Consider the following 15,866-nt stretch of genomic DNA (forward strand, 5'->3'; position numbering starts at 1 on the left):
AATCGAGGATAACTGAATGCGAAGTGCTGATAAATTGTCGGGAGAAAAGTATGCAAATCAGCTTCAGCGCCTGCAAACAAAGTCTCCCCATTTTTACAAACCTGATGATTGCTGATAATGCAACTGGCGGTAATATGATTTTTTGTAAGCAATTGTATCAATTAATCAGGTTTACTAAAAATAATTGCACCATTACAACCACCAAAACCCGAAGCTGTTTTAATGAGATGCTTTAAAGGCGCAAATGTTAATTCCTTACAAACGTTTACGGGTGTAGGTACGCCTATGTGTTCAAAACCGATGGTAGGTAAAATCAAATTCTCTTTTAAGCACTCAATGGAAATGATGGATTCTATTAATCCTGCCGCACCTAAGGTATGGCCGTAATAGCCCTTTAAGCTATTTAGGGGTGTTGATTGTAAATTGGCTAAGGTTAACGCTTTGGCTTCCATCTCGTCGTTATAAACGGTTGCCGTGCCGTGTGCAGATATAAAACTGATGTCGGCAGATGTGAGGCCAGCTTCATTTAAGGATGAGGTAATGGCCTGGTTCAATTCGGCACCCGTACGCGATGGCGCCGAGATATGGTTGGCATCGTTACTGGTGGCTCCTCCCATCAACCTGATACCGTTTGCATATTTAGGATTGGATGACAGGATGATAGTTGCCGCTGCCTCGCCAAGCGTAATACCATCCCGTTCGGCATCAAAAGGTTTGCAGGGTTTGGAGCTGATGGCGTTGAAGGATTGAAAACCGGATAAAACGAACTTCGAGATCACATCCGCCCCGCTTACAATTACCGTTTCATACTGCCCCGACCGGATCATCCGCATGGCGGTTATCATACCCAGGATTCCTGAAATGCAGGCATTGGACACGACGATAGGCTGATTGACGAAGCCGAAGTACCCCCCCACTAATTTACCTGAAGTATGTAAGGCAATACGGTCATTTAAAGCTGGCGTATGCACTTCAGTTTCCAGCAAGCTGATGTTGCCTTTGGTGGATGAGATAATGAGCCCGATGTTACTATCACCCGGATTGATGCCTGTATTTTGTAATGCGCCGCCAATTGATGATATCAGCATTTGCTCAAATTGAGTATAAGTTGACTGGCTAAATCTATCCTGAGCAAACAGGGAACCGTAAAACGGCTCATTAGCCAATGCTTTATCCCAATGTTGTTTAATACCCGAAACACGTTGTTTCAAACGGGCAAAGTTATCCGCCGTGGTATCGCCTACCGGCGATAAGATATGATCGGAAACGACAAAAACGTCTGCCATTATTTATTGATAAAGATTTTCATTTCGCACATTGCCATCACTTTATCCTTACACATTACCTTACCCGAAATTACGGTTACATCGAAAATTTGGTTTTCTATTTTTATTTCGGTAATTAATTCGTCACCTATCATCGGCAGATTAAATATTTCTAAATTTTTAACCGCGCCAATGTAGCCAACCTCAACAGGCCTGTTTTCTGCTAAAGCTGTATACCCTGCCCTGGCCGCGGCAGTTTGAGCAATGTTTTCCATGAGCCCGGCTTCGGTAAAATGACCGTTCTCTACTAACACGTTCTCTTCGGTCACCCTGAAATTGGTTTGTGCTCCATCCTGGCTTACACTCAGCAAACTATCCACCATAACAAATGGCATTTTTTGCGGGATGAGGGTATGAATATCTTTTTGAAGCATGTTTGTATTTAATTTTAATAATTCGCTCTCCAAAACTAATTGCGAGGATTGATCCGGGGTCACCGGAAAAACTCGTGTGGAGAGCAGCCTAAACTTTGTCATTACGAGGCAAAGATCGTGCAGCACATCGTCAAAAACACCTTGTACAGGGCCATGCCGCACGTCCTTCGACTAGTGAGCCTGACGAAGTATCTGGATGACAGCCTTCAAGCACAAAAAAGGGGTGTCATGCTGAGCCTGTCGAAGCACGGTGCGGTGGCCTCTACAAGCGGCATACTGTTCTCACTTCTTATGCAATCGTGCTTAGCAGTACTTGAAACCCACAACGACACCTCCTTAAGCACCTGAATATCAGCGCATCTATTTTACTCCAATAATCAGTATTCCTAATTTACAACATCGGCACGCTCAGTCGCCGCGTGAAGGGCTGTTACTTTTGTCTTGACACAAAAGTAACCAAAAAGTCAAGACTGCCCGATCCTTCCGCCCACAGGCCAACACCTGGCCCGGCGTGCAGTCTGGCCTCTGCGCACTTTTGCCTCTGCACCAAAAAAAACACGAGTTTCAAACATCATCTCTGTTTTTTCCGGGCACCCGGTGGGATACTCAGGACAGCTTTTGCGCACAAAAAAAGGGGTGTCATGCTGAGCCTGTCGAAGCACCGTGTGGTGGCCTCTACAAGCGGCATACTGTTGTCACTTCATCCTTCATTTACGAATACAAGCCACCATTAACAGACAACACCTGCCCGGTAATATATGCAGCATCCGCAGATGCTAAAAAGCCCACGGCGTGTGCCACCTCTTCGCTCGTGCCGAAACGGTTTACAGGAATCAGTTTTCTCAATTCACGTTCATCCAGGCCTTCGGTCATGTCGGTTTTAATAAATCCCGGCGCTATGCAATTTACGGTTACGCCTTGTCGGCCCACTTCCTGAGCTAAGGCCTTACTGGCACCAATTACGCCGGCCTTCGCCGCCGAATAGTTGGTTTGGCCCGGTAAACCTTTTAAACCTGAAAGCGAAACCACGTTGATTACGCGTCCATAACGTTGCAGCAGCATATCCTCGAGCACAAGGCGTGTAACATAAAAAAAGCTATCAAGGCTGGTTTTTACTACGCTGTCCCATTGCTCATCCTTCATCCAGAGCATCAGGCTATCATCTTTAATGCCCGCGTTGTTAACGAGTATTTCAATGTGTTTATCCGCATTACCGGATATCCAACCACCCAATGTATTTTTAATCTGATCTTTATCAGAGACATCGAATTGCAATAACTCTCCCGATCCGCCATTTGCGTTGATTTGCGAAAGCGTGGCCTGGGCCTCTGTTTCGTTACTTTTGTAATTCACCACTACATGGTATCCCATATCGGCTAACCTGATGCAAACCGCTCTTCCTATTCCCCTTGATCCACCTGTAACTAAAGCACACTTCATATCAAATCAATCAATTAAATGAAACCGATGGGTCTGTTACTTCAAGGAAATTCTTCACATTCTCCAGATCTTTATATTTGGGCTGATCTTCAATAAATTTAGGAAATATCGCCCTCATCTCAGTATACAAACTCAAGGTTTGCGTGGATAATTTGGATTGGCAGTTTAAGTAATCAACAGCCTGCAAGAGCGTCATGAGCTGGATACTCAAAACGGCAAAGGCATTGTCAATTACCTTCCGGGTTAATAAAGCGGCATTGCATCCCATGCTTACAATATCCTGATTATCGTTATTGTTAGGGATACTGTGTACATACATCGGGAACGATAAGGTTTGATTTTCGGCCACGGTTGATGTAGCGGTAAACTGCATACCCTGCATACCAAAATTTAAACCCAAAATACCAAGATTTAAAAACGGAGGGAACTTTTTATTCAGCTTATCGTTCATCAAATAATTGAGCTGCCTTTCGGATAACATGGAAAGCTTGGTGATAGCGATCTTCAATTTATCCATCTCGAGCGATACATAATCCCCGTGGAAATTGCCGCCGTGAAAAACATTCTGGTTGATGTGATCAATCACCGGGTTATCGTTCACGGAGTTCAACTCGTTTACCAAAACATTTTCTGCCTGAACGATGGTATCGTATATGGGGCCCAATACCTGGGTTACGCAACGCAATGAGTAATACTCCTGCACTTTATCTTCAAAAACATCGTGGCCAATGTTATCGGCTTGGTACAAATGTTCCGACCGGTTGCGGATCATTTGACTATCTTTCAAAATATCGCGTAACATGGCGGCTACTTTGTTTTGCCCTTTATGGTGTTTTACAATATTGAGTTCGTGCGAAAAGTGATCGTCATAAGCTTCCACCACTTCGTTGGTTAAAGCAGAGAGCATGGCCGCCCAACCGAGCAGTTTTTGCGCCTGGATCACGTTAACCATGCCTATCCCTGTCATGGCCGAAGTTCCGTTAATAATAGCCAGACCTTCGCGAACGTGTATGGCAAGCGGTTTTATACCTAACTTGTTAAAAACGTCACTGGTTGGGTGGATAGCATCTTCATAAATCACTTCCCCCTCGCCAATCAACACCAAACCCAGATGTGCCAGTTGCACCAAATCGCCGCTGGCGCCTACGCCGCCGTGTTCGTAAATGCAGGGCGTTACATTTTGGTTAATCAGTTTGGCCAAAAGTTCAACAACATCGTTATGTACGCCAGAGTAAGCCTGCATCATGCTGTTTAAACGGGCCACCATCAAGGCTTTTACCAAAAGCGGATTCAGCAACGCACCGTTACCAGAACTGTGACTGCGGATCAGGTTATATTGCAGTTGCAATAAGTTATCTTCGCTAACCTTGTATTGTGCCATGGGGCCAAAACCGGTATTAATACCGTAGATTAGTTTATTGGACGAAAATTGTTGCAGAAATTTAAAATTGATTGCAACTTTATCTAAAGCTGATTCGGGCAGATCAACAGATTTTCTTTTGAAAACAATGTCAGAAAAATCGGTTAAAGAAAGGACATGCTGTCCAAGAGATATCATAAGCAAAAACTAAGTTTTATAAAATGGCTGTGGTGTATTTAATTTGTTGCCGCCTTTTAAAACAAACACAACATTCAATATTAAACACAAAGCACCAGCAACAAATATAAACCGTACCAAACAAATACACTAAAATAATTAATTAAACTCTGTTATCAATAAACTTTACAGGTTTGCGGCTGGCTTCGGGAAACTGCATTTTTTGTATTTGCGAAACACTAATGTAATGAATACCAGGGCTAACACGTAAGCGAGCCTGCAAATTGGCACGTATTTTACGGTCGGATGCTTCGGTTTGGTCGGCAGCTAACAAATGCAGCAATACTTCATCCAAACCCACTTCGTTCGAGTAAACTTCCACTACATAATCAAGCACCTCTTCAATCTCGTTCAGTAAATCAAAAAGCGCCGGCGGGTAAAGCGTGGTGCCCTTAAATTTAATCATTTGTTTTTTACGGCCAATAATTGGCGACAGCCGTAAACTGGTACGCCCGCATGGGCAGGGCTCATTATAAAACATACAAATGTCGCCTGTTTTATAACGTAACAAGGGCATGCCCTCCACTCCTAACGTGGTAATAGTCACTTCACCCGGAACGTACGGCTCAACAGGCTGGTTGTTATCGTCCAATAGTTCAACTATCAGCAAATCCGGCTGTAAATGCCCTCCGTTCCCCTCGCTGCATTCGGTAAAGGCGGTTTGCATCTCTGTAGAGGCGTATGTTGAATAGAGCTTAATATCCCAGGCATCCGTTATTTTTTTGCCAAGTATGTTGTATGAAAAATCGGTATTGCGGATATTCTCGCCAATGCAGATCGCTTTTTTTACCGATGATTGATTAAGATCGATATGATGATCGTGCGCATATTGAATTAATTTTAACAGGAATGATGGTACAGCTACAATGGCTGTGGGCTTAAGTCGTTGAATGGTTTCCCATTGCAGTGATGGAACGCCGGGCCCCAAACGGATGATTCCCGCACCCATTTTGCGCAAACCCGAATAATAGGCTATTCCTGCCATAAATTGCCTGTCGAGCGTGAGCATCAGCTGATAAATATCGCTTGACGAACCATCGGCACACAAAAAAGAATTGTATTCGTTAACAGCCAGCCTATTCAGGTCGTTGTTTGTTAGCGCTATGGTAACCGGGCTACCCAAGGTTCCTGATGTTGAGGCATATTCAATCACCTCATCGCGGCTAACGCATAAAAAACCGTCATTACGCTGTTGCAGATCCTCCTTCGTAGTAATGGGTAATGCCGCTAAATCTTCGAGCGATTGAATTTTTGTGATATCAACCTGGTTATCATCAAAAAGTTGCCTGTAAAAGGGCGATTTTTCGTTGAGATAGGCCAGCAATTCCTTTAGCTTTTTAATTTGCACGAAGTTATCAGTAGTCGGAAAAGCTGTTCCTTGATTCATAATCATTCTCTAAATATAATCGTGGGTGCAATTGTTTTAAGGTGAGGTAAATAAAATCATGGCGCTACAGGTTAATAGCAACAGTGAGATGGGATGTTACAGCAAACTATGCTAAGCCGTTGTTTATTTAAGGCCAATTTATCACATCATTTAGGCTACTTCTTCATCTAAAATATGAAGCAGTTCGTATAATTCGGTCACTTTATCTTCGGCATTGGTTTTTTCGTAGGCGCTAATCAAATTGCGCAACACACGTTTAATTATATCGACGTTACTGCATGGTTCGTAAAAGTGCCGTTCAGGCTTCAGGTTGAGTTGCTTTAAAAAGTGGTCAACATCCCTGCGGCCAAAAATAAAACCCTTACTAAACGTATTGATGTAAAACAGCACGCCATTTTCAGTATCGCTTTGTTGTGACTCATCAATATAAGCCAGTATAAAATGTTGTGGCAAATTGATACCGTAGATAGGGATATCCAGCTTTTGGGCGATGATGGAGTAAATGATGGCCAGCGAAATCTGGTTGCCACGATGCGTTTCAACAACCTGGCTCAGGTACGAATTTTGCGGATCCTGGTGATTGGCAGTATTACCGCTGAAACCGTAAATATTATAAAAAACGTGGTTAATCAATTTTACCTGCTCTGCAGGGCTGGCATCGTTCATCATTTGCAACCATATTTCGCGTTTGATGGATTCGATATAATTGATCACCTTTTGCTCATCCAGGTCGGGGTACTGGTATTTGTTAACAATGAGTGCCCCCTGCAAAAGATCGAAAGCACCACCATGATACCACAGGTTGAGTTCGTTTTTTAAATCGCGGAACTGAATTTCGTGCACCAGGTTGGCTATCCGCTCCTGCTGAATGGCGTCGAAAGCTTCACTGAAGGCAAACTCCAGTTGTTCCACTACATCACTACCATAACTCAGCAGCTTATCATGCACATGGTCAAAAATCTCCTTATCGGGATCATCCAATAATTTTATCAACGAAATAATTTCGGTGTTGTTAATCATATTAATTACCACTAAAATACTAACCTTTGTTTATTATTACAAGCGATACCTAAATTTGCAGACATGACTATCAGCTTTATTAAGGATTACCTGAAGCACCGCATCACCGCCAAAAACCGGCATGGACTGCATTCGCCTTTTGTTTACCGGCTGCTTGACGAAGTTATTTACGATTTTCGTGCCACTCCCGTTTATGATGAAATTGAGGACAAAAAGAGTAGATTGCTGCCAAATAGTCGCAGGCGGGGCAATACCCGTAAGGTAGATCAGTTGCTTTACCGCCTGGCCAGGCATTTTCAACCACACAATGTGGTTGAAATAGGCACAGGTATGGGCATTAGCAAGCGTTACCTGAGCAAAGCAGCGCCATCTGCTCAATTGATAAGCCTGGAGCATGATGGCTCGCTACGCCACGCCACCGCAAAACTCGGAACGGTTGATTTCGCCTTCATCAATTACTATTCTCCGGCCGACTTGTTCAATTGTTTTGAACTGTTACTACCCAAAATGGGACCGGACAGTTTATTGGTGATCTGCAATATTTATGGTTCGCCTTTGGCTAAACAAAACTGGCAGCACGTTAAGCAACATTATAGCGTTACAGCTACGGTTGATTTATTTTGGCTGCAACTGGTTTTTTTTAGAGAAGGCATGGCCAAAGAACATTTCAAGTTGAAGTTTTAGGTCAATCATCAATATTTTAGGCCATAATTTATACACTGGTTTATTCCCACCACGCATTTTAAACACCAGCATACAAAATTAATGCGCCCTCAAACATTTTGCACATCTAATCATCCGTACACTAACACCTTCATCCATTGGCAAATTCACTCATTCCACATCCGGCATCACTATCTGCACATTTACTCATTTGCACATCCGCACATTTAAAAAGCCTCTCCTAACCCTATATAAAACCCGCTTTGCCGCTCCTCTCCCGGCCTTTTTTCGCCTATTCCGTAATCCAGCCTTACACTAAGTCCTTTCTCTACGTCGAAAAAGTAGCGAAAGCCCCCACCGTAATTGGGCTTGAGTTGGTTCAGATCTAAAGTTGAATGATATACCGTACCTGTACCTGCAAAACCTACTACGCCAAATCGGTCGTTAATACGGTAGCGCAATTCAAACTGTCCGGCGGTATAGTTACGATCGCGATAACGTCCGTTGTAATAACCCCGCATCAATTCGTCCGATCCTAAGGCAGGCATCAGGTAAAAAGGAGATTGTGATCCCACAAGGCTATTGTCATAAACATCCAGACCTAAAACCAGGTGCTTGCTTAGGCTGAAGTACTGGCTATACTCGATAGAAAACACACCGCCACTATAGTTATTATTACTCATCATACCCTTGTTAAAACTGTAGTTGCTGGTTAGCAAGATACCGCTTGTAGTATAAGTATTGTTATTGCGATTATCGAAAATAAAACTGGGGCCCAAATACACGTAGGCCCCACCGCCGGGGTTTTCTACAGCGGGGTCCGTTTCAAATATCCCAGACTTGTCAGCGCCCTTAAATTGGTAATTATAAGCGCCGGAAACAAAACCCAGATAAATATTTTTACCGAATTGCTTTTCGCCAGTGAGCGTAATTCTCAGTCGCTTTTGTTCAATACGTTCGGCGTCTGCTTTACGGGTTGAGCTACCGATACCATAAAAATTGGTAGGGAAGTTAATATACCCTACACCAGCGGTAAAATGAAAAGCATTTTTAGGCAGCCAGTAGCTGGTGCTGATGTTTACCCTGCTTTGCCCTTTGGTAGTGAGGGTGCCATAAACAAAAACATTTGATACGCGCGTATTACGGTCGGCAGTATCGGTATAAAAAGAATATAATCCGGATAAGCCGGCTTCTATACCCGTTTCGGGGGCCGAACTTAAAACAGGCAAGGGTATAAAACTGCTTCGTCGACTGCTGTCTTTCTCAAAAATTAATCTGCGGATAAATTTAGGAAAAAGCCTCGACTGGGCATTTACAGCATTGGCGCCGGATAGTAATAGTACAAGGCAGAGGATTTTTTTCATAGCTATTTAGCTGCAATAACCTACAATGCTCTCGTTGCTTGTCACGGTCAGCAAAAAAGGCTTTTGTAACATCTCATCGTTGTACGGCGTTTAGATTATCTGCGCCCAAAGATAACCAAAGCGGTGGAAAGCCATCACCAACATATAGCAAAAGTGTAGGCAATAGCGAAGATTAAAGACTGTTTAATTGATAAGGTTTAAAAAAGTCCCAGATGGTTTGGCAGGCATTTAAATTCATCGTGGTTTTGCCTACAATAAAAGCGGGTAAATATTGCCATCCACCCGGCCAGGTATGCCCGCCATTATTAACTGTATAACCAATTACTTTTAAACCGTTTTTGTGATTAGTGTACTCTTCCTTAACGATACTGGTTCCGTCGTTGGCAGTATCAGGTATTTGAGTAACCTGCGGCTTTGGGTTACACTGATCCAGATCGACCCATTTTTTTATAATTTGCTGGTGCGAATATATTTTGCGGCCAAACATTTTTCCGCCATTGTAAGATACGATATGATCTTTGCTGCCATGGATAAACATAATGGGTAAAGGATTTACAGGTTGATACCCCTCATTGGAGTCGAGCGTCGCCGAAACAATGGCCACTGCTGCTATTTTATTACTTAGTTGGCAGGATAAACGCGATACCAGAAAGCCCCCTTTTGATATACCGGTCAGATAAATACGGTTGGCATCGGCATGGTAGGTATCAACCAGGTAAGTAATCAGCTGGTCAATAAACTTCACATCATCAATTTCATTAACATCTCTACTGTCTTGCCAGCCGTGTTTTGAAGCCGGGCATACTACAATAAATTTTTCTTTATCTGCAATGGGCCTAAAATCAGCCAGACGAAACATTCCCTTTGGGCTGGCCAATGCGCCATGCAGTGCGATAACAACAGGTAAGTGATGCTGGTCATTAAATGCAGTTGGTAAGTAAGTAGTAAAATCGCGCTCAATATTATTGATGCTGATCTTCTCTTTTTTTAACGGATTTTGCGCCATAGCAAACGTGCTGAAACTAAGCAATAACAGGCAATAAATAAATTTCATAAAATTGATTAACATCACTATATACTGTGTAAATACATTTCTGGTTTTAGATAGTTAGCAAAATAACATTAATAAGATATTTTTAAACCTTATGAACTATTTGGAGTTATAGTACAGTGTGCCTGTTCAATTTAATTGAATAGGCAACTAATTAAACCCGATACAATGAAAGCTATTAGATTATTTATGCTGGCTGCGCTTATGGCATTTGCATTTAGCAGCGCTAACGCTCAGATCCATTTACCGCCGCATCCACCCGGACCTCCCGGAGCACCTCCACGTCCTCATTTAAATCTTCATCTGAGAAGGCCACCTCCACCCAAGTCACCATTCAGGCACCGTACGGTAAGACGACATAGGGCGGTTCGCCACCACAGAACTTATCATCACACGGTGGTACACCATCGTTAAATAAATTTTTCAGATTTTGTAAACACAACGCCGGTTAATAGCCGGCGTTTGTGTTTATAAAAAAACATACATGGCCACGAATGTACGATATTGCTTTTTATGACGTATTTAACAGGAAGCCGCAACTGTTTTGAAAAAGTTAGTACCAGATGGTACCATTAAAATAACATTAATCTTGTTTTGAAAACCAGTTTACGGCTTATTATTGATATATAAATCTTAGTTTAGTTACTCATATATCCATCTACACCATTCTATTTAGAACATGACTGCCGAACAAAACCGAATTGAGGAGCATTACGCTCAAAAAGCCGACTGGTTAAAATGGGGGCCATACCTTTCTGAGCGCCAATGGGGCACTGTACGAGAAGATTATAGTGCAAATGGCGATGCATGGAACTATATTACCCATGACATGGCTCGAAGCAAGGCCTATCGCTGGGGAGAAGAAGGTATTGGCGGCATCAGCGACGACCAGCAGAATTTATGCCTGGGCCTTGCCCTTTGGAATGGAAAGGATCCGATATTAAAGGAAAGGCTTTTTGGGCTAACCAACTCGCAGGGCAACCATGGCGAGGATGTAAAGGAGTTGTATTACTACATCGATAACACGCCTATGCATACCTACCTGAAAATGCTTTACAAGTACACCCAAAAAGCTTATCCCTATCAGGATCTTGTTGAGGAAAACCAGCGCCGTGGAAAATTGGACCCCGAATTTGAGTTAATAGATACCGGCTTATTTGATGACAATAGCTACTTTGATGTTTTTATTGAATACGCCAAAAACACGGCTGACGATTTATTGATACAATACACCGTTTGCAACCGTGGTGTTAACGACGCAGTTTTACACCTGTTGCCACAGTTATGGTACAGAAAAACCTGGGGCTTAGGCGATGGTACCGCAAAACCGCAGATGTTATACCAGGGCCACAACACGGTGTTGATGCGTTCGGCAGCTTTGGGAGACTATTACTGTTATGCCGATGGTGAAGCCGAATTTTTATTTACAGAGAACGAAACCAACAACCAGCGTCTGTACCAGGCACAAAACAGTAGCCCCTTTGTTAAAGACGGTATTCATAACCGGGTTGTCAATGGCGATTGCTCCGCAGTAAATCCGCAACACGAGGGTACCAAAACAGCTGTTTGGTATAAGTTGAATGTGCCTGCGCAAACCAGTACAACAGTAAAGTTAAGGCTGAGTAAAAACCGCCAAGCCACTCCTTTTGTGAATTTTGACGAGGTATTTAACCAGCGAAAAGCTGAGGCAGATGAATTTTATGCTGAGAAGCATGGCTCTTTATCTGATGAAGATGAGCACCTTGTTCAGCGCCAGGCCTGGGCGGGTATGCTCTGGAGTAAGCAGTTCTTTTTATATGATGTAAACCGATGGCTGGAGGGCGATCCCGGATTGCCAGCGCCGCCCGACGGTCACCGGCGTGGGCGAAACCACCGTTGGAAACATTTTGTAGCCGGCAATATCATATCAATGCCTGATAAATGGGAATACCCCTGGTTTGCGGCCTGGGATCTGGCCTTTCATTGTTTGGCAATGGCGCCTATTGATCCCGACTTTGCCAAACAGCAACTCAGCCTGTTGGTAAGTGCCAACTACATCCATCCGAGTGGGCAGTTGCCGGCCTATGAGTGGGATTTTAATGATGTTAATCCACCGGTACATGCGCTGGCCGCCTGGGATGTATATGAGCTGGATAAAAAGGCCAAGGGCAAAGGCGATCTGCTTTTTCTGGAAGATGTTTTTCATAAACTACTGCTCAATTTTACTTGGTGGGTTAACCAAAAGGATAGCGAAGGAAACAATATTTTTGAAGGCGGCTTTTTAGGGCTGGACAATATTGGCGTATTTAACCGTAGTGCTCCTGTGCCCGGAGGCGGCTTCTTAGAGCAGGCCGATGGTACCAGTTGGATGGCTATGTATGCCCTCAATATGCTGCACATCAGCAGCGAATTGACCATGTATAATGAGGTTTACGAAAACATGGCCATTAAATTTGTAGAGCACTTTTTGTTTATAGCCGGCTCTATTGCCAACATGGGCGAAGACTCGTGGGGGCTTTGGGACGAACAGGACGGTTTTTATTATGATTTGTTGCGCAAGCCAGATGGCAGCTATGACCGTTTGCGTGTGCGTACGCTTGTGGGCCTGATCCCGCTTTTTGCAGTTAACGTTTTTGACGATGAACGCTGGAAAAAGTTACCGAAACTTAAAGCTCACCTGGATTGGTTTATGCAACAACGGCCCGACCTGGTAAAACTGGTAAGCTATTGGAAAGGCACCAGCGGTAGCGAACAGCATTTATTATCGTTATTACGCGGCCACCGTATGAAATTGCTTCTGCGCCGCATGCTTGACCCTAACGAGTTTTTATCCGATTACGGCGTACGCTCCATATCAAAGGTGTACGAAGAGCAACCTTTTGAATATTACCTTAACGGGACAGATTTTTCTGTGAGGTATAATGCCGCCGAGAGCGAAACCGGCATGTTTGGCGGCAACAGTAATTGGCGCGGCCCCATCTGGATGCCTGTAAATTACCTGATTATTCAATCTTTATACCGCTTTCATAATTATTACGGCAATGAGTTCAGAGTTGAATATCCAACAGGATCCAACCAATACCACTCTTTAGCCGAAATAGCTGCCTTGCTGAGCAAGCGGTTAAAAAGCATATTTTTAAAAAATGAAAATGGCGAGCGCCCGGTATTTGGTGGCCACCCCAAATTAAACCACGATCCGCATTTTAAAGACTATATACTTTACCACGAATACTTTAATGGCAATACAGGTAAGGGATTAGGTGCCAGTCACCAAACCGGCTGGACAGGCTTAGTTTCATTATTGTAATAATGTTAAAAATGCTTTAATGATAAACTTTATCTGCTGATTGGCATTATAACCCATGAGAGTAAAAACATAAAAATTATAGGATCAAATATTAATCATCACATCTAAATCACCTTATGAATCGTTTTGAAAACAAAATTGCATTAGTTACCGGGAGCACACAAGGTATAGGCGCCGCTTGTGCGGTTAGATTAGCGAGCGAAGGTGCAGACATTATTTTAAACGGACGAAAGTTTGACGAAAGGGCCGAGGGCCTCATTAGCCAGATTACAGCCATGGGCAGGCGCGCCACTTTTGTTGCCGCAGATGTTAGCGCGACCCAAAATGTGGTTAATCTGGTTAACGATGCCATTAAAGTATATGGTAGCATTGACATCCTGGTTAATAATGCCGGGGTTGAAAAAAATCATAATTTTTTGGACGTAACCGAAGACGAATACGACTTTGTGATGGACACAAACCTGAAAGGCATATTTTTTGGTATCCAGGCGTTTGTAAAATATTGCGTAAGCTATAACAAGCCAGGTGTTGTAGTTAATATGAGTTCGGTACACGAAGAAATTATATTTCCGCATTTTGCGGCTTACTGCGCCAGCAAAGGTGGATTAAAAATGCTTACCCGCAACCTGGCTACCGAGCTGGCACCATTTAATGTGCGTATCAACAACGTGGCACCAGGCGCTATCTCCACTCCCATTAACCACGCTTTAATTGAAAATGCGGAGTTGCTTGAAAAAGTTTTGAAAAACATCCCAATGAAAAAATTAGGCAAGCCAGAAGATGTAGCCGCGGTAGTGGCTTTCCTGGCCTCGGCCGATGCTGAGTACGTTACCGGATCAACCTATTTTGTGGATGGTGGCTTAACTTACCACTACGAAGAACAATAGCTTATAACAAAAAGAGGCCGCTCATGATTTGGTGTGACCCCAAAAAGTTGGACAGTTTACAAAATTAAGTTTTTTGTACGAGAGCTCGGTATTCCACCGGGCTCTTTCCATTTAACCTGTTTTTTATTCTTTCATTGTTATAGTAATGAATGTATTCTTTTAACGAAGTTATAAATTCTTCCGCAGTTTCAAAGCTCTGTTTGTACAGTAATTCTGTCTTTAAGATCCCAAAGAAGCTTTCGGCCAAGGCATTATCCAAGCAGTTTCCCTTTCTGGACATGCTTTGAATAATTCCATGTTTTTCCAAAGCCTTTCTATATCCATAATGTTGATATTGCCACCCTTGGTCAGAGTGAAAAATAAGTCCCCTTATATCTTTCACTTTATCAAAAGCCTCATATAACATTTCATCTATCATCTGCATATTTGGAGATTTTGAAATACTATAAGAAATGACTTCCCCGTTGAACATGTCAATTATAGGAGATAAATAGATCTTCTCCCCTTTAATGTTCATCTGAGTGACATCCGTAGCCCATTTCTGATTAGGCAGATTTGCCTCAAAATCCCTTTCAAGTACATTAGGGGCAATTTTACCAACCTCACCTTTGTATGAGCGATAACTTACTTTCCTGATATTGCATTTTAGGCCTAATGTTCCCATCAATTTTTGGACAGTCTTGTGATTTATGCTATAACCCCGGTTCTTCATTTCGGCGGTGACCCGCCGATAACCATATCTGCCTTTATGCAAGTGGTATATACTTGCGATCTCTTCTTTTTCATGCTTGTATTTATCATCATTTAGGCGCTTGCGATGATAATAAAATACAGAACGAGCCATCTGTTTGCAATCCAATAGAATTGAAACATCATGTTCGGGCCTTAGTTCTTCGATGGCTTTTGCCCACTCATGCGTTCGCGGGCTTCTTTTTCCTTGACTAAGGCCGTGACTTTTTTTAATAGTGCGTTCTCCGCCCGCAAACGGCTATTTTCCGCCTGGAGCTTCTCTACTTCTGTTTCAGGTTCAAGCTTCTTTGATCTTCCCATGCATTTAGGTGGTCGTCCAGGATTCTTTTGCTGGTATAGTACTGCATATCCCTCAACCCGTACTGATCTTACCCAGCGCTCTAAAGCAGTCTTGCTTAATCTATATTCCAGAACAACCTGATTTAAAGGTACTTTTTTTTCTATGACAAGCCTTACAACTTCTTCTTTGAAATCAGGCGTGGGCTTGACGTTAGGTTGTTTGAGCAGCCCACTTTCGCCATAAAGATCATATTTCCGAACCCATTCCAATATCATGCCTTCACGGATATGGCGTTCGCGGGATATCCGTAGAATCGGCTTTCCCTTTCTTACTTGAGAAACTACATCAAGTTTCTCTTCAAATGTGTGCTTTGACATAAATAATAAACCCCAAAAGTTTTTGTCTAACTTTTGGGGTTCACTTCAATTGATGACGCGGCCTC

At 43.0% G+C, this 15,866-nt stretch carries 14 protein-coding genes; 4 read left to right on the forward strand and 10 right to left on the reverse strand.

The features are described 5' to 3' along the window. Window positions 1-161: 161 nt before the first annotated feature. From MUCPA_RS33705 to MUCPA_RS33730, 6 genes are all read right to left on the reverse strand, one after another. The gene (locus MUCPA_RS33705; protein ID WP_008512870.1) at window positions 162-1,286 is read right to left on the reverse strand and encodes a beta-ketoacyl-[acyl-carrier-protein] synthase family protein; all 1,125 of its coding nucleotides are present in this window, start codon (window positions 1,284-1,286) and stop codon (window positions 162-164) included. Further along, on the reverse strand, window positions 1,286-1,699 hold the full coding sequence (locus tag MUCPA_RS33710; RefSeq protein WP_008512878.1) for a beta-hydroxyacyl-ACP dehydratase: 414 nt from the start codon (window positions 1,697-1,699) through the stop codon (window positions 1,286-1,288). Before MUCPA_RS33710 ends, MUCPA_RS33705 begins: the two co-directional genes overlap by 1 nt. A 711-nt stretch (window positions 1,700-2,410) precedes the next feature. After that, on the reverse strand, window positions 2,411-3,139 hold the full coding sequence (gene fabG / locus MUCPA_RS33715; protein WP_008512879.1) for a 3-oxoacyl-ACP reductase FabG: 729 nt from the start codon (window positions 3,137-3,139) through the stop codon (window positions 2,411-2,413). A 10-nt stretch (window positions 3,140-3,149) separates the two neighbouring features. After that, on the reverse strand, window positions 3,150-4,697 hold the full coding sequence (locus MUCPA_RS33720) for an HAL/PAL/TAL family ammonia-lyase (protein ID WP_008512880.1): 1,548 nt from the start codon (window positions 4,695-4,697) through the stop codon (window positions 3,150-3,152). Between the two features lie 142 nt (window positions 4,698-4,839). Continuing rightward, the gene (locus MUCPA_RS33725) at window positions 4,840-6,123 is read right to left on the reverse strand and encodes a phenylacetate--CoA ligase family protein (RefSeq protein ID WP_217220372.1); all 1,284 of its coding nucleotides are present in this window, start codon (window positions 6,121-6,123) and stop codon (window positions 4,840-4,842) included. Between the two features lie 150 nt (window positions 6,124-6,273). Then, a complete protein-coding gene (locus tag MUCPA_RS33730) occupies window positions 6,274-7,143 on the reverse strand; it encodes a transglutaminase-like domain-containing protein (protein WP_008512882.1) in 870 nt (289 codons plus the stop codon). Window positions 7,144-7,206: 63 nt separating this feature from the next. Between MUCPA_RS33730 and MUCPA_RS33735 the strand changes: the two genes are divergently transcribed. Then, the gene (locus MUCPA_RS33735) at window positions 7,207-7,827 is read left to right on the forward strand and encodes an O-methyltransferase (RefSeq protein WP_008512884.1); all 621 of its coding nucleotides are present in this window, start codon (window positions 7,207-7,209) and stop codon (window positions 7,825-7,827) included. Between the two features lie 206 nt (window positions 7,828-8,033). Here MUCPA_RS33735 and MUCPA_RS33740 read toward each other — a convergent pair whose 3' ends face one another. Then, window positions 8,034-9,170 (reverse strand): BamA/TamA family outer membrane protein, encoded by a 1,137-nt coding sequence (locus tag MUCPA_RS33740; protein WP_008512885.1) that lies wholly within the window; start codon window positions 9,168-9,170, stop codon window positions 8,034-8,036. A 172-nt stretch (window positions 9,171-9,342) separates the two neighbouring features. Beyond that, window positions 9,343-10,224 (reverse strand): alpha/beta hydrolase family esterase, encoded by an 882-nt coding sequence (locus MUCPA_RS33745; protein ID WP_008512887.1) that lies wholly within the window; start codon window positions 10,222-10,224, stop codon window positions 9,343-9,345. 165 nt (window positions 10,225-10,389) lie between these two features. On the opposite strand from MUCPA_RS33745, the gene MUCPA_RS38500 reads away from it, so the two are divergent. The 3 genes from MUCPA_RS38500 to MUCPA_RS33755 all read left to right on the forward strand — a co-directional run bounded on the left by MUCPA_RS38500 (window position 10,390) and on the right by MUCPA_RS33755 (window position 14,394). Beyond that, complete coding sequence (locus MUCPA_RS38500; RefSeq protein ID WP_169316218.1) at window positions 10,390-10,635, forward strand: hypothetical protein; 246 nt, start codon at window positions 10,390-10,392, stop codon at window positions 10,633-10,635. 265 nt (window positions 10,636-10,900) lie between these two features. Beyond that, window positions 10,901-13,507 carry an MGH1-like glycoside hydrolase domain-containing protein gene (locus MUCPA_RS33750; protein ID WP_008512889.1) on the forward strand — a complete coding sequence of 869 codons (2,607 nt, stop codon included), beginning with the start codon at window positions 10,901-10,903 and terminating at the stop codon, window positions 13,505-13,507. Between the two features lie 116 nt (window positions 13,508-13,623). Next, window positions 13,624-14,394, forward strand: a complete 771-nt coding sequence (locus MUCPA_RS33755; RefSeq protein WP_008512891.1) for an SDR family NAD(P)-dependent oxidoreductase — start codon at window positions 13,624-13,626, stop codon at window positions 14,392-14,394. Between the two features lie 64 nt (window positions 14,395-14,458). On the opposite strand, the gene MUCPA_RS33760 is transcribed toward MUCPA_RS33755, so the two are convergent. Both MUCPA_RS33760 and MUCPA_RS33765 read right to left on the reverse strand, forming a co-directional pair. Further along, window positions 14,459-15,358 carry an IS3 family transposase gene (locus MUCPA_RS33760; RefSeq protein WP_157544057.1) on the reverse strand — a complete coding sequence of 300 codons (900 nt, stop codon included), beginning with the start codon at window positions 15,356-15,358 and terminating at the stop codon, window positions 14,459-14,461. Further along, entirely contained in the window at window positions 15,280-15,801 is a 522-nt protein-coding gene (locus tag MUCPA_RS33765; protein ID WP_008503751.1) for a helix-turn-helix domain-containing protein, read from the reverse strand. Before MUCPA_RS33765 ends, MUCPA_RS33760 begins: the two co-directional genes overlap by 79 nt. Window positions 15,802-15,866 lie beyond the last annotated feature (65 nt).

The organism is Mucilaginibacter paludis DSM 18603 (assembly GCF_000166195.2).
In the GTDB taxonomy this organism is placed as follows: domain Bacteria; phylum Bacteroidota; class Bacteroidia; order Sphingobacteriales; family Sphingobacteriaceae; genus Mucilaginibacter; species Mucilaginibacter paludis.